The 21,080-nt window shown below is 68.0% G+C and carries 13 protein-coding genes; 8 read left to right on the forward strand and 5 right to left on the reverse strand.

Annotated elements, in window-relative coordinates; translation table 11 throughout:
- Positions 1–172 precede the first annotated feature (172 nt).
- From QB898_RS01695 to QB898_RS01705, 3 genes are all read left to right on the forward strand, one after another.
- Positions 173–1,792, forward strand: a complete 1,620-nt coding sequence (locus tag QB898_RS01695; protein ID WP_279523544.1) for a glycosyltransferase family 39 protein — start codon at positions 173–175, stop codon at positions 1,790–1,792.
- Between the two features lie 125 nt (positions 1,793–1,917).
- A complete protein-coding gene (locus QB898_RS01700) occupies positions 1,918–2,556 on the forward strand; it encodes a phosphatidylglycerophosphatase A family protein (protein WP_279523545.1) in 639 nt (212 codons plus the stop codon).
- 268 nt (positions 2,557–2,824) lie between these two features.
- Positions 2,825–4,204 (forward strand): ferredoxin reductase family protein, encoded by a 1,380-nt coding sequence (locus tag QB898_RS01705; RefSeq protein WP_279523546.1) that lies wholly within the window; start codon positions 2,825–2,827, stop codon positions 4,202–4,204.
- 203 nt (positions 4,205–4,407) lie between these two features.
- Here the strand turns inward: QB898_RS01705 and tgt are convergent, their stop codons facing one another.
- Both tgt and QB898_RS01715 read right to left on the reverse strand, forming a co-directional pair.
- Positions 4,408–5,580, reverse strand: coding sequence for a tRNA guanosine(34) transglycosylase Tgt (gene tgt, locus QB898_RS01710; protein WP_050715416.1), 1,173 nt, complete (start codon positions 5,578–5,580; stop codon positions 4,408–4,410).
- A 7-nt stretch (positions 5,581–5,587) separates the two neighbouring features.
- Positions 5,588–6,937, reverse strand: coding sequence for a tetratricopeptide repeat protein (locus QB898_RS01715; protein WP_279523547.1), 1,350 nt, complete (start codon positions 6,935–6,937; stop codon positions 5,588–5,590).
- An 87-nt stretch (positions 6,938–7,024) separates the two neighbouring features.
- Here QB898_RS01715 and QB898_RS01720 point away from each other — a divergent pair, with 87 nt between their 5' ends.
- Complete coding sequence (locus QB898_RS01720; RefSeq protein ID WP_279523548.1) at positions 7,025–8,686, forward strand: mucoidy inhibitor MuiA family protein; 1,662 nt, start codon at positions 7,025–7,027, stop codon at positions 8,684–8,686.
- A 204-nt stretch (positions 8,687–8,890) separates the two neighbouring features.
- Here the strand turns inward: QB898_RS01720 and queA are convergent, their stop codons facing one another.
- Positions 8,891–9,943 carry a tRNA preQ1(34) S-adenosylmethionine ribosyltransferase-isomerase QueA gene (gene queA, locus QB898_RS01725; protein WP_279523549.1) on the reverse strand — a complete coding sequence of 351 codons (1,053 nt, stop codon included), beginning with the start codon at positions 9,941–9,943 and terminating at the stop codon, positions 8,891–8,893.
- Between the two features lie 92 nt (positions 9,944–10,035).
- Here queA and recG point away from each other — a divergent pair, with 92 nt between their 5' ends.
- On the forward strand, positions 10,036–12,186 hold the full coding sequence (gene recG / locus QB898_RS01730; RefSeq protein WP_279523550.1) for an ATP-dependent DNA helicase RecG: 2,151 nt from the start codon (positions 10,036–10,038) through the stop codon (positions 12,184–12,186).
- A 506-nt stretch (positions 12,187–12,692) separates the two neighbouring features.
- Here the strand turns inward: recG and mutS are convergent.
- Positions 12,693–15,317, reverse strand: coding sequence for a DNA mismatch repair protein MutS (gene mutS, locus QB898_RS01735; protein ID WP_279523633.1), 2,625 nt, complete (start codon positions 15,315–15,317; stop codon positions 12,693–12,695).
- Between the two features lie 69 nt (positions 15,318–15,386).
- On the opposite strand from mutS, the gene greB reads away from it, so the two are divergent.
- From greB to QB898_RS01750, 3 genes are all read left to right on the forward strand, one after another.
- On the forward strand, positions 15,387–15,947 hold the full coding sequence (gene greB, locus QB898_RS01740; protein ID WP_279523551.1) for a transcription elongation factor GreB: 561 nt from the start codon (positions 15,387–15,389) through the stop codon (positions 15,945–15,947).
- 152 nt (positions 15,948–16,099) lie between these two features.
- A complete protein-coding gene (locus QB898_RS01745; RefSeq protein ID WP_102283383.1) occupies positions 16,100–16,642 on the forward strand; it encodes a TPM domain-containing protein in 543 nt (180 codons plus the stop codon).
- A gap of 60 nt (positions 16,643–16,702) precedes the next feature.
- A complete protein-coding gene (locus QB898_RS01750) occupies positions 16,703–19,012 on the forward strand; it encodes an NADP-dependent malic enzyme (RefSeq protein WP_279523552.1) in 2,310 nt (769 codons plus the stop codon).
- 274 nt (positions 19,013–19,286) lie between these two features.
- Here QB898_RS01750 and QB898_RS01755 read toward each other — a convergent pair whose 3' ends face one another.
- Positions 19,287–21,080 (reverse strand): ABC transporter ATP-binding protein/permease, encoded by a 1,794-nt coding sequence (locus tag QB898_RS01755; protein WP_279523553.1) that lies wholly within the window; start codon positions 21,078–21,080, stop codon positions 19,287–19,289.

The raw sequence follows: 21,080 nt of genomic DNA on the forward strand, positions 1-21,080 counted from the left end.
ATGGGCGGGCATGAGTGGCGCCGCCGGGCCGTGACCCGTTTGCCTTGTGTATGTGCAGCCGCGCATTATGGCACCGCCTCCTGCGGCCAGGCCGGGCGGCGGGGCCTGGCCAGGCCGGTTCATCGCCACAATCGCCGTCTTTGCCCAGCCTCTCGCTTTCGCCTGCCCGCCCATGCCGCCCCTTGCGCCTTCCGTTGATTCAGCTTTTTCTGGCAGCCAGCCCGCCGCGCCGCGCCAGGCATGGTGGCAAATGGCAGCACTGGCGTGCCTGCTCTGGGCATGGATGTCCACCGTGGCCAATGGCAATCTGGACAGCCAGTTCGACATGCTGGAGAACTACGCCTGGTCGCAATCTTTCCGCTGGGGCACGCACAAGCACCCGCCGCTATTTGCCTGGGTGGTGGGCGCGTGGTTCGCGGTGTTCCCTCAAACGGACTGGGCCTACCGCCTGCTTTCGTACGCCAATGTCTGGGTGGCGCTGGCCGGAGTGGCGGCGCTGGGCCGCCGCCTGGGGCTGGGAACGCTGGCGCAATGGGGGGCGCTGCTGCTGCTGTGGAGCTTTCCCTACACCACGCTGGCGGGCAAGTTCAACGCCAACAGCCAGCTTCTGCCGTTGTGGCCGTGGACGGCGGCGCTGCTGCTGGCCAGCTGGCGCGCCAGCGGCTGGCGCGGCGGCTGCGCCAGCGTCTTGCTGGGCCTGCTGGCAGCCGCCTGCATGCTGGGCAAGTACTACAGCGGCGTCTTCCTGGCGGGCCTGCTGGCGCCTGTTTTTTTGCACCCGCAGGGGCGGCGCTGGCTGCTCACGCCCCGGCCCTGGCTGGCGCTGGCCGTGTTCGCGCTGGCGCTGTGGCCGCATCTGGACTGGGTGGCGCAACACGGCTGGGCCACGCTGGCCTACGCGGCCGACCAGAACGGCGGCCAGACGGTATGGCGTCATGTGCTGCGCTTCGCGCTCTCGCCCCTGCTGTACTGGCTGCCCGCCTGGCTTGCGCTGTGCCTGGCGCACGCCGCAGCCGGGCGGCGCGAGGCCGGCGGCTGGCGGCGCGCGGCAGTCCGCGCGGCCTGGCAAAGCTGGCGCCCGCAAGGCTGGGGCGACACGCTGTTCTGGCTGGCTTTCGCCCCCTGGGCGCTCACATTGGGCTTTGGCGTGGCGGGCGTGGCGGAGCTGTCCATCCCCTGGGCCATTCCCATCGGCTATGCCTTTTCGCTGCTATGGCTGCGCAATTTGCGCGCGCTGGACGCGGCGGCGCTGAACACGGCGCTGGCGCGCCTGCAACGCGCCTGGTGGCCCGCGCTGGCCGTGGCGCTGGCGCTGGCGCTGGGCGTGGCCGCCTTCAGGGCGCTCACGGGGCAGGCCGACTACTACCGCCCCTCGCGAGAAGCAGCGCAAGCCATCGTGCAGGACTGGCAGGCCCGCCATCCTGGCCAGACCCTGCACTGGGCAGGCGGCGAATGGGCGGAAAACGCCATGCTCGCCTTTTACGCACAGCCCAATCTGCACACCGTGCCCGGCCTGCCTGACAGCCTGCCCGCGCGCCTGACCTGGCCTGGCCCCTGGCAAAGCCTCAATGGCCTGCTGCTTTGCCCGCTGGGGCCGCTTTCACAGGCTCCGCAGCCTGCCGCCGTGCCAGCCACCCAATGCGTGGCGCAAGCGCAAGCCTGGCTGGCCGCGCGCGGCCAGCCCGCCGCGCCGCGCGTGCTGACCGCGCAGCGCCACGGCTGGGCCTTTCCCCGCGCCATGCCGTTCGCCTACGCGGTGTTTGACGTGCCTGCGGCAACGCCCGCCCCCTGAAAGACAAGCCAGGCTGCACTCACAAGATGAGCAAATCAGAGAGGTCATGAACACCTGCCTGCGCAGTCTCTGCTGAACCCTTTAACGATGGTTTTTGATAGCAAGCCCCTTCTCCGCCCCCTGCCATGACCGAGCCTGACCGCAACGCCGAGCCGCCACAACGATTGGAACAACTGGATCGCCTGCGCGAGCTGGCGCGCAGGCGCGAAAGCGCACGCGAAGCAGGCAATGCACCCCCGCCCGCCGCCCGCCCCGGCTGGCGCTTTTTGCGGCATCCGGCGCACTGCATCGCCCTGGGCTTTGGCTCCGGGCTGGCGCCCGTGGCAGCGGGCACGGCAGGCACGCTGTGGGCCTGGGGCGTTTGGGCCTGGCTTGTCGCGCCCTGGCTGCCAGCGCCCGCGCAAGGGGCGCTGGCAGCAGCGGCGTTGCCGCTGGGATGGTGGGCCTGCACGGTGACAGCGCGCAAGCTGGGCCAGCCTGATCCGCGCGCCATCGTGTGGGATGAAGTGGCCGCTTTCTGGCTGGTGCTCTGGCTCATTCCTGCGGCCTGGGGCTGGGCTTCTCAAGCCGTGGCCTTCGCGCTGTTCCGCTTGTTTGACGCTGCCAAGCCCGGCCCCGTGCGCTGGGCCGATCAGCTCTTTCATGACCGGGGCGGCTGGCTGGGCGCGCTGGGCATCATGCTGGATGACCTGGTGGCCGCTGCCTGCACCTTGCTGGCTGTGGCGCTGGCCGCGCGCGCAGGCTGGCTGCCGTTGCACGTGTGAGGCTGCGCGTGCAGCTTGGGGCTTTTGCCTTCATTTTGCTCCTCTATCCATAGCATGATGTCCTGGTAGATATTGCGCGACCGGTTATTTAAGGCCCTTTGATTAGCTCCTTTTTTTGATGCCATTGCAGCCTCTGCGCGGATGCTCCGCCCAGTGGCGGCGCTGCGCCCGAGCTTTACCTGCGCTTGACGGGAAGCCGCGAGAATCCGCGCCTTTCCGGGCTTTGCCCAGGCGGCCTTCTGCGGCGGCCTTTCTCTTTTTTCCCGCCATGAAAAACATCCGCATCGCCCTTTGGGCCGTTTTGCTGGGCCTGACGGGCCTGTGGCTGCTGGCCGATACGCTGTGGCCGCAGCCGTTTCACTACTTCACCTTCCGCTCGGTGGCCGTGCAGTGGACGGGGGTGCTGGCCATTGGAGCGATGAGCGTCATCCTCGTGCTGGCCGCGCGCCCGGCCTGGGCCGAGCGCTGGCTGGACGGGCTGGACAAGTCCTACCGCCTGCACAAATGGCTGGGCATTGCGGCGCTGGCCGCTTCGGTGGCGCACTGGTGGCTGGCGCTGGGCACCAAGTGGATGGTGGGCTGGGGCTGGCTGGTGCGCCCCGAGCGCGGGCCGCGCCCGAAGGTGACCGATCCGGTTCAGCTGTGGTTCAACAGCCAGAAAGGGCTGGCCGATACGCTGGGCGAATGGGCCTTTTACGGCGGCGCGGCGCTCATCGTGCTGGCGCTCATCAAGCGCTTTCCCTACCGCTGGTTTGCCAAAACGCACACGTTGCTGGCGGTGGCGTATCTGGCGCTGGTGTATCACTCGGTGATTCGCACGCGCTTTGCCTACTGGGCGCAGCCGGTGGGCTGGGTGGAGGCGGCGCTGATGCTGGCTGGCAGCGTGGCGGCGTTGATGGTGCTGGCCGGCCGCGTGGGCGCAAAGCGCCGGGTGCAGGCCACGGTGCAGGCCGCCGACTGGCTGGCGCCCATGCAGACGCTGCGCATGCGGCTAGCCGTGCCGCCAGGCTGGGCGGGGCACGCGCCGGGGCAGTTCGCCTTTGTTTCTTTCAGCCGCGCCGAAGGGGCGCACCCGTACACCATCGCCTCGGCGTGGGACGGGCAGCGGCGCGAAATCACCTTTCTCGTCAAGGCCCTGGGCGACTACACCAGCCGCCTGCACGAGTGGCTGCGCCCGGGGCAGCGCGCCACGCTGGAGGGGCCGTATGGCTGCTTCACGTTTGAAGACGGCGCGAGCGCGCAAATCTGGGTGGGCGCGGGCATCGGCATCACCCCTTTCATGGCGCGCATGGAACACCTGGCGCGGCTGCGTAATGCAGGTGATGCTGCGGGCAGTGCAGGCGATGCAGGCGATGCAAAAGGCGAGCAAAACATCCGCCTGTTCTATTGCGCGCAGCAGCCCGATGCCGCTTTCACCGGCGAGCTTCAGGCCCTGGCCGCCCGCGCGGGCGTGACGCTGCACGTCATCGCCAGCCAAAGCGAAGGCCGCCTGACCGCCCAGCGCCTGCGCGAGCGAGCGCCCGAATGGGCCACGGCCAGCGTGTGGTTCTGCGGCCCCACGGCCTTCGGCCAGGCGCTGCAACGCGAGCTGACGGCCGCCGGCCTGCCTGCCGGGCGCTTTCATCAGGAGCTGTTTGAGATGCGCTGAAAAAACGGGCCGCTCCGTCCATCAGGCAAGATCAAAAACAGGAGCAAATTCAGGGGATCTAAAATACCGTCTCGCGCAGCTTCCACTAGGACATCATGCTATGAATACAGGAGCTAAATAACCGGCCAGCCGTGCCTATCCCGCCACGCCGGCGCGGCGGGTACGAGAGCGGGCATTGCAGGCGCCAGACGCTGAACAGGCTCTCAAACCCCGCGCGCACGGTCTTCGTGAAAGCGCCGCACGAACTCGCCGAAGGCGCCTGCGTCAAGCGCGGCGCGCATTTCGGCCATCAGGTTCAGGTAGTAGTGCAGGTTGTGCACGGTGGCCAGCATGGGGCCGAGCATTTCGCCGCAGCGGTCCAGGTGGTGCAGGTAGGCGCGCGAAAAGCCTTCGCGTCCGCCTTCGGCCCAAGGCACGCCGCTGCTGCCCGCGCAGGCGTGGCAGGTGCAGGTTTCGTCGATGGGGCGCGGATCGGCCTTGTGGCGGGCGTTGCGGATTTTCAAGTCGCCAAAGCGGGTGAAATAGTGGCCGTTGCGCGCGTTGCGCGTGGGCATGACGCAGTCGAACATGTCCACGCCCTGCTGCACGCCGAACACCAGGTCTTCGGGCGTGCCCACGCCCATGAGGTAGCGCGGCTTGTGCGCGGGCAGGCGGTGCGGGGTGTGGGCGGTGATGCGCTGCATGTCTTCCTTGGGTTCGCCCACGCTCACGCCGCCCACGGCGTAGCCGGGAAAGTCCATGGCCACCAAGGCCTCGAGCGACTCTTGCCGCAGGTGCTCGAACATGCCACCTTGCACGATGCCAAAGAGCGCGTTGGGGTTTTGCAGCCGCGCAAATTCGGCCTGGCAGCGCCTGGCCCAGCGCAGGGAAAGCTCCATGCTGGCGCGCGCTTCGCGCTCGGTGGTGACGTGGCCTTTGGTTTCGTACGGCGTGCATTCGTCGAACTGCATGACGATGTCGCTGTTCAGCACGGTTTGAATCTGCATGCTGACCTCGGGCGTGAGAAACAGCCGGTCGCCATTGACGGGGCTGGCGAATTTCACGCCTTCTTCGCTGATCTTGCGCATCTCGCCCAGACTCCAGACCTGAAAGCCGCCGCTGTCGGTGAGGATGGGCTTGTGCCAGTTCTCAAAACCATGCAGGCCGCCAAAGCCTTGCAGCACGTCCAGCCCGGGCCGCATCCACAGGTGAAAGGTGTTGCCCAGGATGATTTGCGCGCCCATTTCATGCAGGCTGCGCGGCATCACGCCTTTGACGGTGCCGTAGGTGCCCACGGGCATGAACACGGGGGTTTGCACCACGCCGTGGCGCAGCACAAGGCGTGCGCGGCGGGCGTGGCTGGCCGGGTCTTGCGTCAGCAGCTCGAATTGCAGCATGGCGGCTTTACGCGGCAGCGGGGGCGTCGGCCGGCGCGGCCAGGGGCTTGCGGGCGATGACGATGAAGCCCGGCAGGGCCTTGCCGCCTTCATTGCGCAGGCTTTCCAGGTGTTCGATCTTCACTTCGTCAAACCCCGTCTCGCGGCACTGGCGCTCCACGGCGCTGGCCTTGTGCGCATAGCGGTTGCTGTCCGGGCGCAGCACGAGATCAGCCTCGTCTTCATTGGCGGCTTCGCAGGTGAAGATGAAATGCCCGCCTGCTTTGAGAATGCGGAAGGCGTTGGGAATGACGGGGGCCAGATCGCCCACGTAAATCAGCGCGTCCAGGCAGGTGATGACTTCGTAGTGGTCGGCCGGCGTGTCGCGCAGCGCATCCAGAATGTTCACGTGGTGAAAGCGTGAATAAATGCCGTGGCGGGCGGCCTGTTCAATCATCTTCTCGGACAGGTCCACGCCAATCAGGTGGCCGTGCAGGCGGCCCAGGTACACGCCCAGCAGGCCCGTGCCGCAGCCCAGGTCCAGCACGTTGAAGCGCCGGTCGGGCCGCAGCGCCAGCAAGATTTGCGCCACGCGCTCGGGCGCGCGGTATTTCAGGCCGCCCACCAGGTGCAGGTCAAAGCGCTGTGCGTAGTCGTCAAACAAGCCTGTCACCGAGGCTTCGGGCTGCGTTTTCGGCGTCTGGCCGTGTGCCACGGCATGCCAGTAGCGCACCTGCTCATCATCGGGGCTGCGGATGATGAGCACGTCAGCCAGGCGCTGGGCTTCGCTCTGGTCGCCCAGTTGCAAGGCGCAAGTCAGCAGGTTTCTCAGCGCGGTTTCGTTGCCGGGCTGAGCTTGCAACACCCGGTTGAATTCATCTTGCGCCTGCTTGTATTGCCGATCGCGGTACAGCATGCCAGCGTAATCCAGCCGAAGCGGGTGGTTTTGCGGGTCAAGCTGCAACGCCGTTCGCGCCCAGGTCAGCGCCTGCTTCCCGTCGCCAGCCCCTTGGGCCACGTTGGCGGCGGAGTGCAGCACGCGCGGCTCTTTCGGCGCCAGCGCCACGGCGTGGCGGGCGTGTTCCATGGCTTCGCTGAATTGCCCTTGGGCGGCCAGTTGCAGGGCCAGCTCGGTGACAGCCACGAACCAGCCCGGCTCCAGCGCCACGGCGCGGCGCGCGGCCTGCACGGCGCCCGCCAGATTGCCCGCCTGCTGCGCCAGGCGCACGCCCATCAAAGCCACCCGCACGTCCTTCGGATGCTGCGCCTGCGCCTCAGTGAGCGCCTGCGCGGCTGGCTGCAACAGCCCTTGCGCAATCCACTGGCCGATTTGCTGCAGGCGCTGGGTGAATGGATCGTTTCGAATCTGGAGGCTCATGGCGCAACTCTGGAATGGGCAAAGCCGCGAATTATCCAGTGCCAGCCGGGGCGCTGCTAGCATTTCCACTTCGCTTTCACTCCGCTCATGAAAGGTCCGCTCATGCCCATGCGCTTGTTGCGTTTTCCCGCCCTTGCGGCCCTGGCCAGCCTGGCTGCCAGCCTGCCTGCCGCAGCTGCCGCGCCTGAAAGCGCGGCTTCGCGCATCACCCGCGTCACGGTCTATCCGGGCGAGGCCGTTGTGGAGCGCGCCGCGCCCGTGGCCGCTGGCGCGCGCCGCGTGGTATTTGAATGCCTGCCCGCCAAGCTGGATGAACAAAGCCTGACAGCCAGCGCCAGCGCGGCCGTGCGCGTGGGTGAAATCAGCGTGCAAACCTTGCCGCGCGAGCAGGCAGCGGCCTGCGCCAGTCCGCTACAGGAACGCATTCGCGAGTTGCAGGACAAGATCGCCGCCGCTGATGCGGAAAAAGAAGCGCTGGACTTGAGCGCCGAATACCTCAAAGCCGTCATCAAAGCCGTGCAGGCCGCGCCAGACGGCGGCGAGCGCGCCCCTGCCAACGCCATCACCGCCAGCGCCATCACCGCCACGGCGGAAGCCCTGCGCAAAAGCGGGCAGGACAACGCACTGCGCGCCCTGCAACTGGATCGCCGCAAGGAAGACTTGCAGCGCCAGCTCAAGCCCCTGCTGGCCGAAAGCCGCCGTCTGGGCGGCAGCCGCGTGACCACCGTCACCGTGACCCTGGCCGCCGAAAAAGCGGGCGAGGCGCGCCTGAGCTACCAGGTGCGCGGCCCCGGCTGGCAGCCGGGCTACCGCGCCGCGCTCGATCCCGCAGGCCCCGGCGTGAAGCTGGAACGCCTGGCCCTCGTGGCGCAAGACACCGGCGAAGACTGGCAAGACGTGGCCCTGACCCTTTCCACCGGCCAGCCCGGCCGCGCCACGCAGGCCGAACTGCCCCGCCCCTGGACGCTGGACATCAGCCAGCCCGAACTTGAGCGCGCCCGCAGCGCCAGCTTCAGCGGCCGGTCCTACTCCATCGCAGCGGCCCCCGCCGTGATGTCCCAGGAAGCCAGCGCTGAAGAAGCCGACAGCGCCCCCGAAATGCCCCGCTTTGAAGTGGAAACCACGGATCGCGCCTACGCCACCGAATTCAGGGCGCCGCAACGCATCACCGTGCCCGCCAGCGGCGAGCGCGTCACCCTCACGCTGGGCAGCGTCACTGTGCCCGCGCGGCTCATCACCCGCGCCGCTCCGGCGGTGGAAGAAGCCGCCTACCTCATTGCCGAAATCACCCCGCCCGACGGCATATGGCCCGCCGGCCCCATGCAGCTCACGCGCGACGGCGCGCTGGTCGGCAGCGGACGGCTCGACTTTTCCCTGCCCGCGCCCATCGCCCTCTCATTCGGGCCCGACGAGCAAGTCAGCGTCAAGGCCGAAGCGGCGCAAGACAGGAGCGGCACCGCCGGTTTCATGGGCAGCAAGGGCGAGCGCAAAACCCGCCGCGCCTTCAGCGTGCAAAACCGCCGCAAAACACCCATTGAGCTGCAAGTGATTGACGCCGCGCCCGTTTCCAAAAACGAGCGCATCACCGTGCAATCGGCCTACACGCCCAAGCCCGCTGACACCGCCTTTCTCAAACAGCCCGGCCTCATCCTCTGGCAGCAAAGCCTGGCCGCCGGCGCCACGGCCAGCTTCAGTGCCGAACACACCATCCAATGGCCCAAAGACGCGCAAATCGACGAAAGGCAATGAACGGCCCGGGCCATGGCAACCATCAGCTCCTTTATTCATAGCATGATGTCCTAGTGGAGATTGCGCAGAGCGGCATTTATTACCCCCTGTATCTGCTCCTGTTTTTGCTTCAGATCAAGCCTTCGAGCGGCTGCTTCGGGCTGGGCGGCGCTCATGCCGGGGCCGTCGTCTTCCAGGGACAGGCGCAGGGCGCGGAGCCGCCCCTCACGCCAGCCGCGCCAGCAGCATGGCGTCGCCATAGCTGAAAAAGCGGTAGCGCTGCGCAATGGCGTGGCGGTACAGCGCCATCACGTGCGCGTGGCCTGCGAAGGCGCTCACCAGCATCATGAGCGTGCTGCGCGGCAGGTGGAAATTGGTCAGGAGCATGTCCGCCACCTGAAAGCGAAAGCCCGGCGTGATGAAGATGCGCGTGTCGCCCCTTGCCTGCCCCGTGGCCGCCCATGCCTCCAGGCTGCGCACGCTGGTGGTGCCTGCCGCCACCACGCGGCCGCCGCGCGCGCGGCAGGCGGCAATGGCCTCTTGCGTGGCGGCGGGCACGTCGTAGCGCTCGGCGTGCATCTGGTGCTCGCTCAGGCGCTCGGTTTTCACGGGCTGGAAGGTGCCCGCGCCCACGTGCAGGGTGACGAAGGCGCGCTGCACGCCGCGCGCGGCCAGCGCCTGCAAAACGGCTTCGTCAAAGTGCAGCGAAGCCGTGGGCGCGGCCACCGCGCCGGGGCGCGCGGCAAACACCGTCTGATAGCGCGCCTCATCTTCCGCGCCATCGGCATGCGTGATGTAAGGCGGCAGCGGCACATGTCCGTGCGCGGCCATCAGCGCGTAGGCGTCGCCCGAAAAGCGCAGGTGAAACAGCGCGCCGTCCGCTTGCGGCCAGCGCCCCAGCAGTTCGGCCTCGAAGCCGCCTTGCTCCGTGCCGCCAGCCATGCGCAGCCGCGCGCCCACGGGCGGTTTTTTGCTCGCGCGCATGTGCGCGGCCACCGTGCCGTCGGCCAGCACGCGCTCGACCAGCAGCTCCAGCTTGCCGCCGCTGGGTTTTTCGCCAAACAGGCGCGCCTTGACCACTTGCGTGTCGTTGAGCACCAGCAAGTCGCCCTCGCGCAGCAGGCCGGGCAAATCGGCAAAGCGCCGGTCAGCGGGCGCTGCGCCCGTGCCGTCCAGCAGGCGCGAAGCGCTGCGCGTGGCCGCCGGGTGCTGGGCAATCAGCTGCGGCGGCAGGTCAAAGTCGAAATCGCTGGTGGCGTAGGTGCGGGGGCAAGTCATGTCAGTCGGCGCTTGGCTGGCGGCTGTTGTCATTCACGAAAGGCGGGGTTTGGATGCCATGGCGTCCAAACCCCGAAGGGCAAAATTCTTCCATGCCCGCAGCACCCTCTTCACTCCCGCCGCCGGATGCCGCCGCAAAGAAAGCGGTCAGGGCCTTGTCTGCGCCGCAAAAGGCGCTGCGCAAGCTGGGGCTGGTGCGCGATATGGATTTGGCGCTGCATTTGCCGCTGCGCTATGAGGATGAAACGCACATCACCCGCTTGCGCGATGCGCGCGAGGGCGATGAGGTGCAGATCGAAGGCGTGGTGCGCCATCAGGAAGTGGCGGCCGGCGGGCGGCGGCAGCTGCTGGTCACGCTGGATGACGGCAGCGGCACGTGCCTTCTGCGCTTTTTCAACTTCTACCCCTCGCTGATGAAGCAGATGGCCGTGGGCGCGCGGCTGCGGGTGCGCGGGCAGTTGCGCAGCGGGCTGGCGGGGCCGGTGATGCTGCATCCGGCCGTGCGCGCGGCCGGTGCGCCGCTGCCTGAGCGGCTCACGCCCGTGTATCCGGCCACGGCCGCGCTGGCGCAGGCGTATTTGCGCAAGGCGGTGCAGTCGGGCCTGGCGCGCGCCGATGCCAGCGGGCAGCTGGGCGAGACCGTGCCGCCCGATCTGGCGGCGGGCATGTTCGCGGGGCTGAAGGGCGCAGCGGGCGTGCATCCGCAAAGCCCGCCGCCCACCTTGCGCGAGGCGCTGTTTTTCTTGCACCAGCCGCCGCCCGATGCGCCGCTGGCCGCTTTGCAAGAGCGCGTGCATCCGGCCTGGCTGCGCCTGAAGGCCGAGGAGCTGCTGGCCCAGCAGCTGTCGCAGTGGCGCGCGCGGCAAGAGCGCGCGGCGCTGGCCGCGCCCGCGCTGCATGTGCGCCCGGACGGGCTGCATGAAAAGCTGCTGGCGGCGCTGCCTTTTGCGCTGACGGCGGCGCAGCGCCGCGTGAGCGAAGAAATTGCGCGCGATCTGGCCCGCCCCCAGCCCATGCACCGCCTGCTGCAAGGCGATGTGGGCGCGGGCAAAACGGTGGTGGCCGCGCTGGCCGCTTGCGTGGCGATGGACTCGGGCTGGCAGTGCGCCCTGATGGCGCCCACGGAAATTCTGGCCAGCCAGCACTTTGACAAGCTCACGCAGTGGCTCGCGCCCCTGCTGCAAGCGCGCGGCCAGCGCGTGGCGTGGCTGACGGGCAGCCAGAAGAAAAAAGAGCGCGCCGCCGCCTTGCAGGCCATTGAATCGGGCGAGGCGGCGCTGGTGGTGGGCACGCACGCCGTCATCCAGCAGCAGGTGAACTTCGCGCGGCTGGGGCTGGCCGTGATTGACGAGCAGCACCGCTTTGGCGTGGCGCAGCGCCTGGCCTTGCGGCAAAAGCTGGCCGGGCAGGAGCCGCATTTGCTGATGATGAGCGCCACGCCCATTCCGCGCACGCTGGCCATGAGCTGCTACGCCGATCTGGACGTGTCCACGCTGGACGAGCTGCCGCCCGGGCGCACGCCAGTGCTCACCAAGCTGATTGCCAGCCACCGGCGCGGCGAAGTCATCGAGCGCCTGCGCCAGCAGCTGCGGCGCGGCGCGCAGGCTTACTGGGTGTGCCCGCTGATCGAGGAAAGCGAGGCGCTGGACTTGCAAAGCGCCACGCAAACCCACGCCGAGCTGGCCGCCGCCCTGCCCGGCCTGAACGTGGGCCTGCTGCACTCGCGCATGCCCGCTGCCGACAAAAAAGCGGTGATGGACGCCTTTGCCAGCGGCCAGATGGCCGCGCTGGTGAGCACCACCGTGATTGAAGTGGGCGTGGACGTGCCCAATGCCAGCCTCATGGTCATCGAGCACGCCGAGCGCTTTGGCCTGAGCCAGCTGCACCAGCTGCGCGGCCGCGTGGGCCGGGGCAGCGCCGCCAGCGCCTGCGTGCTGCTCTACGAAGTGCCCGAGGGCGGCCGCCTGGGCGAAGTGGCCCGCGAGCGCCTGAAGGCCATGCTGGAAACGCACGACGGCTTTGAAATCGCCCGGCGCGATCTGGCGCTGCGCGGCCCCGGCGAATTTCTGGGCGAGCGCCAAAGCGGGGCGGCCCTGCTGCGCTTTGCCGATTTGCAGCAAGACGAGCCGCTCATCGAATGGGCGCGCCAGGCCGCGCCGCAAATGCTGGCGCGCTACCCCGCCCTGGCCGGGCAGCACGTGCAGCGCTGGCTGGGCGCGCGCATGGACTATCTGAAGGCGTGATGCAGGGCTTGGGAGCGAAGGATTGTTTTCGCTCCTTGATTTGTAGCATGAGGTCCTAGTAGAACGGGCGCAAGGCGGCTTTTTGGGCACCTGTTTTTTGCTCCTCTTTCAAGCACTCCGCATGCATATCCCAGCCGCCCAGGCTGGCACTTGAGTGGCCGAGAGCCTGTTCACGGCCTGTCCGTGAGGGCAAAAGGCGCGCCTGAAGGCGCTCTGCGGCGTTGCAAATGCCTTGCTGGAACTCAAGCCCGTCTGCGGTTTGAGCCTTGCGGCCATCCCAAGCCAGGCTTTTGCCCTACGTCCAGACTCTGAACGGGTTTTGAAAGCCTCTTGCCAAATCAAACCACGGGCAATCTGGGCCACGCTTGAGCAAAGCCATGCCGGCCTGCTCGTCCTTGCTCAGCCAGACGAAGGGCCGCTTCACAAAACAGGAGCAAGAAAAAGGGCCTGAAAACCGCCATAGCGCCCTGGGCACGGGCGCTGCCACTATTCAAACGATAGCGAATTCAGGCCAGTTTTTTGAGCTGGTAGAGCGCCTGAAGCGCCTGCCGGGGGCTGAGTTCGTCGGGGTCGAGGGCGGCCAGGGCGGCTTGCAGTTCGCTGGGCGGGGCCGGTTCGGCGGCGGGCGCGGGTTCAGGCTCTGGCAGGGGCGCGAAAAGGTCGGGCTGGGCCTGCTGGCTGGCGGCGGCGGTTTCCAGCCTGGCGAGCACGTGGCGGGCGTGGTTCACCACGGCGGCGGGCACGCCGGCCAGGCGGGCGACCTGGATGCCATAGCTGCGGCTGGCGGGGCCGGGCTGGATTTCGTGCAGGAAGGCGATGGAGCCGCCTTCGCCGGTTTCTGCGGCGCTGACGTGCACGTTGATGGCGGCGTGGCAGGCGGCGGGCAGTTCGGTGAGTTCAAAGTAGTGGGTGGCAAAGAGGGTGAGGCACTGGGCCTTGTCGTGCAGCCAGGCGGCAATGGCGGTGGCCAGCGACAGGCCGTCATACGTGCTGGTGCCGCGCCCGATTTCGTCCATGAGCACCAGCGACTGCGGCGTGGCGCTGCGCAGGATTTGCGCCGCTTCGGTCATCTCCAGCATGAAGGTGGACTGGGCGTTGGCCAGATCGTCGGCCGCGCCGATGCGGGTGTGAATGGCGTCCACCGGCCCCAGGCGGCAGCTTTCGGCGGGCACGTAGCTGCCCATGCTGGCCAGCAAGGTGATGAGGGCCACTTGCCGCATGTAGGTGCTTTTGCCGCCCATGTTGGGGCCGGTGATGATTTGCAGGCGCTGGCGCGGCCCCAGGTGCGTGCTGTTGGCAATGAAAGCGCCCTGGCCGCTTTCTTGCAGGCGCGCCTGCACGACGGGATGGCGGCCTGCGGTGATGTCAATGCCCGGCTCGCGCGTGAATTCGGGCTTGCGCCACTCCAGCGTGTGGGCGCGCTCGGCCAGAGCTGCCAGCGCGTCCAGCGCGGCCAGCGCGCGGGCAAAGCGCGTGAGGGCGGGAATGTGCGGCTGCAAGCGGCGCAGCAGCTCGTCAAACAGCCACTTTTCGCGGGCCAGCGCGCGCTCTTGCGCCGACAGGGCGCGGTCTTCAAACGCCTTGAGTTCGGGGGTGATGAAGCGTTCGGCGTTTTTCAGCGTCTGGCGGCGGCGGTAGTCGGCGGGCACTTTGGCGGCCTGGCCTTGCGTGACTTCAATGTAAAAGCCATGCACTTTGTTGAACTGCACGCGCAAATTGGCAATGCCGGTGCGCTGGCGCTCGCGCGTTTCCATCTCCAGCAAAAAGGCGTCGCAGTTGCTGGCAATGGCGCGCAGCTCATCGAGCATGGCATCGTGGCCGGGGGCGATCACGCCGCCGTCGCGCACCAGGGCGGCCGGCTCCTGGGCAATGGCCGATTGCAGCGCTTGCAGGCATTCGGCGGGCGGGGCCAAGTCTTGCGCCAGCTGCGCCAAAAGCGCCGCCTGCGCTTGTGCAACCAGGGCGGGCAGCTCGCTTTTTTGCAGCGCCTGGCGCAAGGCGGCCAGCTCGCGCGGGCGCACTTGCGCCAGGGCGATGCGGGCCGTGACGCGCTCGACATCGCCCGTGCCTTTGAGCAGGGCGCGCAAGCGCTGCCACAGCGGGGCCGCGTCACCTTGCGGGGCCAGCAGCGCGGCAATGGCGGCGTGGCGGCCGCTGGCGGCGGCGCGGTCGCGCTGCGGCGCCAGCAGCCAGGTTTTGAGCAGGCGGCTGCCCATGCCGGTCTGGCAGGTGTCCAGCAGCGAAAACAGCGTGGGCGCGTCTTCGCCGCGCAAGGTTTGCACCAGCTCCAGATTGCGGCGCGTGGCGGCGGGCAGATCGATCAAATCGCCCGCACGCGCCACTTGCAGGCTGCGCACGTGGGTGAGCGCGTGGCCTTGCGTGTGCTCGGCGTAAGCCAGCAGCGCGGCGCTGGCGGCGTGGGCCAGCGCGCAGCCCTGCGCGCCCCAGGCGGCCAGGCTGGCGGCCTGCAACTGTTCTTGCAAGCGGGCCGCGCCCAGGGCGGCGTCAAACTGCCATTCGGGGCGGCGCGTGACAGGCGCGGCCGGCTGGGCCGTTTGCAAGGCGGTTTGCAAAGCCGCTTCCAGCCGCTGCTGCTGCGCGGCGGTGAGACTGGCCGAAACCAGCACTTCGCTGGGCGCAATGCGGGCCAGCCAGGCGGGCAAGTCATCCGCCGCGCACTCGGCCAGGTTCAACTGCCCTTGCGTGACCGCCAGCCAGGCCAGCCCGCACTGCTGGCGCGGGCCGAAATGCACGGCCAGCAGCATGGACTCGCTTTTTTCCGCCATCAGCGTGCTGTCCGTCAGCGTGCCGGGCGTGACCACGCGCACCACCTTGCGCTCCACCGGCCCCTTGCCAGCGCCTGCCGCGCCTGCTTCGCCCACCTGCTCGCAAATGGCCACCGCCTCGCCCAGCCGGATGAGCCGCGCCAGATAGCTCTCCACCGAATGAAACGGCACCCCCGCCATCGGAATGGGCTGCCCCGCCGATTGCCCGCGCGTGGTCAGCGTAATGTCCAGCAGCTGCGCCGCCTTTTCCGCATCGCCATAGAACATCTCGTAAAAGTCGCCCATGCGATAAAACAGCAGCGTGTCCGGATAGTCTTTTTTCAGGCGCAGATACTGCTGCATCATCGGCGTGTGGGCGGCAAATTCATCGGGGCTGGTCACGGCAATTCCTTCAGGCAGAACAAACGATTAGACATGAGCAAAGCCTTCACCAAAGAAACCGATGGCGATGACAGCGAAGACAGCGCCCAGGCGCTGCCGCCCCTGCCGCCGGGCGGGCGCAACTACATCACGCCCGCAGGCTACGCCGCCTTGCGCGCCGAGCTGATGCAGCTGATGGATCACGAACGCCCGCAAGTGGTGGAAACCGTGCACTGGGCCGCCAAAAATGGCGACCGCAGCGAAAACGGCGACTACCTCTACGGCAAAAAGCGTTTGCGCGAGATCGACCGGCGCATCCGCTTTCTCACGCGCCGGCTGGAAATCGCCGCCGTCACCGACCCCAGCACCCACCACGGCAGCGACCAGGTTTTCTTCGGCGCAAGCGTGACTTACTTGGACTGCGACACGGGCGAAGAGCGGCGCGTGACCATCAAGGGCATTGATGAAGCCGAGAGCGCGCGCGGCGAGGTCAGCTGGATCAGCCCCATCGCCCGCGCCCTGCTGCGCGCCCGCGTGGGCGACGAAATCAAGCTGATCACGCCTTCAGGCGCGCGGCTGATTGAAGTGCTGGCCGTGGAATACCCGCAAGGCTGAAACGGCCCCGGGTGCTCTCGAAAAAATAGCTGCATGCGCCCATTCCATGCGGACTTGCGGGCGATTTTCCCTCAAAACCGGGCTTGGGAGCGGGCCTTGGGCGGCTGGCCTGCCCCTATCATCAGCCAGGCTGATGCGAAACGGTGACATTCATGCTCCATTCCTCTCGATTGCTGCACCATCTCTGGCTTGATGAAGCCGATGCCCGGCGCGCCGTGCCCCCGGCTCTGGCGCAGCGGCTGGCGCGGCTGGTTGCCGAAAGCGAGGCGCGGCATGAGGGCGAAGTGCGCCTGTGCGTGGAAGGCTCGCTGCCCATCAGCTATCTGTGGCGGCACGTGCGCCGCCGCCAGCCCATGCCGCAAGTGCTGCGCGAGCGGGCGCTGATGCTGTTTGCCAAGCTGCGCGTGTGGGACACGCGCCAGCGCAACGGCGTGCTGGTGTATCTGAACCTGGCCGCGCGCGCCATTGAAATCGTGCCCGATCGCGGCCTGGCCGAGCGCGCGCCGCCGCCCGAGTGGGCCGCCGTATCTGAACGGCTGGCTGGCGCGCTGGGGGCCGGGCGCTTTGAAGAAGGGCTGACGAACGCGCTGGCCGAAGTCACGGCCCTGCTTGAAAAGCACTTTCCCGAGCCGCCGGATGCCGCCTGCCGCCCGGCGCCGGACAACCAGCTGCCCGATGCCGTGGTGCTGTGCTGACCCCCCTCTTTCCCTTCAAAACGCTTCCCGAATTCCAGCAAATCGAAAGGCAGACTGACCATGCAAGACCTCACTCCCGCCCAGGCCGCCCTGCGCGACGCCGCCCGCAACTACCACCGCCAGCCCACGCACGGCAAAGTGGCCGTGGTGCCCACCAAGCCGCTGTCGAACCAGCATGATTTGTCGCTGGCGTATTCGCCGGGCGTGGCCTATCCGTGCCTGGACATTCAGGCCAATCCAACCCTGGCCGCCGAATACACGGCGCGCGGCAATCTGGTGGGCGTGGTCACCAACGGCACGGCCGTGCTGGGGCTGGGCGATATCGGCCCGCTGGCGGGCAAGCCGGTGATGGAAGGCAAAGGGTGCCTCTTCAAGAAATTCGCGGGTATCGACGTGTTCGACATCGAACTGGCCGAGCGCGACCCCGACAAGCTGGTGGACATCATCGCCGCGCTGGAGCCTACGCTGGGCGGCGTGAACCTGGAAGACATCAAGGCGCCCGAGTGCTTTTACATCGAGCGCAAGCTGCGCGAGCGCATGAACATTCCGGTGTTTCATGACGACCAGCACGGCACCGCCATCATCGCGGGCGCGGCGCTGCTCAACGGGCTGGAGCTGGTAGGCAAGCGCATTGAAGACGCCAAAGTGGCCGTCAGCGGCGCGGGCGCGGCAGCGCTGGCCTGCCTGGACGTGCTGGTGGGCCTGGGCGCGAAGCCGCAAAACATCTTCGTGTGCGACTCCAAAGGCGTCATCTACGAAGGCCGCCCCGGCGGCTTTGACGAATCCAAGGCCCGCTACGCACAAAAAACCGAAGCGCGCACGCTGGCCGACGTGGTGCGCGGCGCAGACGTCTTTCTGGGCTGCTCCACCGCCGGCGTGCTCAGCGCCGACATGGTCAAAAGCATGGCCGACAAGCCCGTCATCCTGGCGCTGGCCAATCCCAACCCTGAAATCGACCCCGCCGAAGCACGCCTGGCGCGGCCCGACTGCATCATCGCCACGGGCCGCAGCGATTACCCCAACCAGGTGAACAACGTGCTGTGCTTTCCCTACATCTTCCGTGGCGCGCTGGACTGCGGCGCCACCCGGATTACCGAGGAAATGAAGCTGGCCTGCGTGCGCGAAATCGCCGCGCTGGCCAAGGCCGAATCCAGCGCCGAAGTGGCCGCTGCCTACGCGGGCAAGGAGCTGAACTTCGGCCCCGACTACATCATCCCCACGCCGTTTGACCCGCGCCTGATCCTGCGCATTGCCCCCGCCGTGGCCGAAGCGGCCGTGCGCTCGGGCGTGGCCACGCGGCCTATCACCGACATCGCGGCCTACCGCGCCTCGCTGGAGCGCTACATCTACCAGTCCGGCATGCTCATGCGCCCCGTCATCTCCGCCGCCCAGGCCGTGCCCGCCGCGCAAAAACGCGTGGTGTATGCCGAAGGCGAAGACGAGCGCGTGCTGCGCGCCGTGCAAAGCGTGGTGGACGACGGCCTGGCCACGCCCCTGCTCGTGGGCCGCCAGTCCGTCATTGAACGCCGCATCGCCAGAGCCGGCCTGCGCCTGAAAGTGGGGCGCGACGTGCAGGTGTGCGACCCCGAAACCGACAGCCGCTACGAAACCTGGTGGAAGGAATTTCACCGCCTGATGGCGCGCAACGGCGTCACGCAAGAAGCCGCGCGCGCCGCCGTGCGCCGCTCCACCACCGTGCTGGCCGCCCTCATGGTCCGCATGAACGACGCCGACGCCATGATCTGCGGCACCCTGGGCCGCTTTGACGTGCACTTCCAGCACGTCAGCGACATCATCGGCAAGGAACCGCACGCGCCCTGCATGGCCGCGCTCAACGCCCTCATCGCCGGCGGCCGCACCCTGTTCATTGCCGACACCTACATCAACAGCGACCCCGGCCCCGAACTGCTTGCCAGCATCGCCCGCCTGGCCGTGCAGGAAGTGCGCAACTTCGGCCTGCCGCCCAAAGTCGCCTTCCTCTCGCACTCCAACTTCGGCTCATCCACGCGCCCCTCGGCGCTGAAGATGCGCGCCGCGCGCGACCTGTTCCGCCAGCAGATGCCCGATGTGGAATGCGACGGCGAAATGCACGGCGACACCGCGCTCTCGCCCGAGCTGCGCGCCCGCAGCGTGCCCGACAGCACCTTGAGCGGCGAGGCCAACCTGCTCATCTGCCCCAGCCTGGACGCAGCCAACATCCTCTTCAACGTGCTCAAAACCACCGACGGCAACGGCGTCACCATCGGCCCCATCCTGCTGGGCGCGGCCGCGCCGGTGCATGTGCTCACGCCCAGCGCCACCGTGCGCCGCCTCATCAACATGACCGCCCTGGCCGTGGCCGAAGCGCAAAGCCGCCGCGCCGCGCACTAACGCTGGCGAACCATGAGAAAAAAAGCGGGCCTTGGCCCGCTTTTTTCATGCCCGCAACAGCCGCCCCAGGCGCCGAGAAACCGGCGTGCCGCAGACATGCAGGCGCGCCGTTTTTAGCTCCTTCATCAATAGCATGATGTCCTGATGAAATCTGCGGCGAATGGGTTTTTACCCCCCTCAAATTCGCTACTGTTTTTGATGCCTTCTGGCGGGCGCGCCGGGGCTTGCCCGGGGCTGGCCGCGAGCAGGCTTTCATGGCGGCTTCACAGCGGCCCTACAGCTGCATTTCGTGCTCGTGAAAGCGCCGCAGGCTGCTGCGGTGGGCGATGCTCACGAGGGTGAGGCCGGGCAGGTCGCGGGTGAGGCGGGCGTAGAGGCGCTCTTCGGTTTCTTCGTCCAGGGCGCTGGTGGCTTCGTCCAGAAAGAGCCAGCGGGGGCGGTGCAGCCAGATGCGGGCAAAGGCCAGGCGCTGCTGCTCGCCGGGGGAGAGCTGGCGCGCCCAGTGGGCGCTTTCGTGCAGGCGGTGCGTGAGGGCGGGCAGGCAAGCCCAGCGCAGGGCGGCCTGGCATTCGTCGTCGCTGAAGGCGGTTTCGAGGGCGGGGTAGGCCAAGCAGGCGCGCAGGGTGCCTGCGGGCAGGTAGCTTTGCTGGGGCACGAAGAGGGTTTCGGCGCGGGGGGCTGCCGCAGCGCCGGGCGCTGTGGCTGTTTTGGGCGTTTCAGCGGTTTCGGGCGCTTCAGCGGTTCCGGGCGGGGTGGCGATGTGGCCGTGGCCGTGCGTCCACAAACCGGCCAGGGCGCGCAGCAGGGTGCTTTTGCCTGCGCCGGAGGGGCCGCGCAGCATCCAGCGCTCGCCGGGGGCGATGCGCCAGTTCACCACGGGGGTGAGGGGCCGCCCGCCGGGGCCGAGGGCTTGCACGCCTTGCAGGGCGTAGCCGCTGGCGGCGGGGCCGCGCTGGCGGGTGATGCGGGGGGCGCTGGCCGTTGCGCCGCTGGCGGCTTGCAAGGCGGCGTCAAATTCGGCCAGGCGCGCCAGGGCCGAGCGCAGCAGGGCGAGGTCTTTGTATTTGTAGATGAACCACGAGAGGGCCACGCGCACGCGCATGAAGCTTTGGATGAGCTGGGTGAGGTCGCCCAGGGTGATGATGCCTTTGAACAGGCGCGGGCCTTGCAGCATGTAGGGCACGAGCGCGCCGACTTCGGTGTAGGCGTTGTCGGCGATGGTGATGCGCTTGGTGTAGTTCATGATGTCGCGCCAGTTGCGGCGCACGGCGGCGAAGCGGGCCGAAAGGCGCGCTCTTTCGGCGCTTTCGCCGCCGTAGAGGGCGATTTGTTCGGCGCTTTCGCGGATGCGCAGCAGCGCGGCGCGAAAGTCGGCTTCGGCCTGCTGCTGGCGGTAGTCGATTTGCACCATGCGGCCGCCGATTTTTTCAATGGCCCACGAGCCGCCCAGCGCGTAGATGAAGGCCACCCAAAGCATGTAGCCGGGCACTTGCAGCGTTTGGCCCCCAAGGGTGATGGCCAGTGCGCCCGACAGGCCCCAGACGATGGCCGAGAAGGTAAAGAGGCTGACGAAGTTGCTGATCAGCCCCAGCCCCAGGGTGAGCGTGCCGCTGGCGACCATGCGCAGGTCTTCGGCCATGCGCTGGTCGGCGTTTTCAAGGCCGCCGCCGCGATGGCCGCCGCCTTCGCCCTGATCGCCCTGATCGCGCTCCAGCCGCCAGAAGGCGTTGCCCGCCAGCCAGCGGCGCAGGTGTTCTTCGGTCATCCAGGCGCGCCAGCGCATTTCCAGCGATTGCGCCAGCCAGGTGCGGGCGGTGTTGAGCACCAGCCCCGTGAGCGCCAGCGCGGCCAGCGCGGCCAGTTGCGGCCAGAAGGCGGCTTCGTTGAGCTGCTGGAGCGCGTCGTAGAAGTCTTTTTGCCAGTAGGTGATGCGCGCGGCGCGCCACACCAGCGCCAGATCCAGCGCGATGACGGCGGCCAGCAGCCGCCAGCCCGGCCCGCTGTCAGGCGAGACCCAGTAGGCGCGGATGATGGGCCACGCGCCCGCGCGCGAAGCGGGGGCGCTCAT

It is taken from the genome of Ottowia cancrivicina (genome assembly GCF_029813755.1).
Taxonomy (GTDB): Bacteria; Pseudomonadota; Gammaproteobacteria; order Burkholderiales; family Burkholderiaceae_C; genus Ottowia; species Ottowia massiliensis.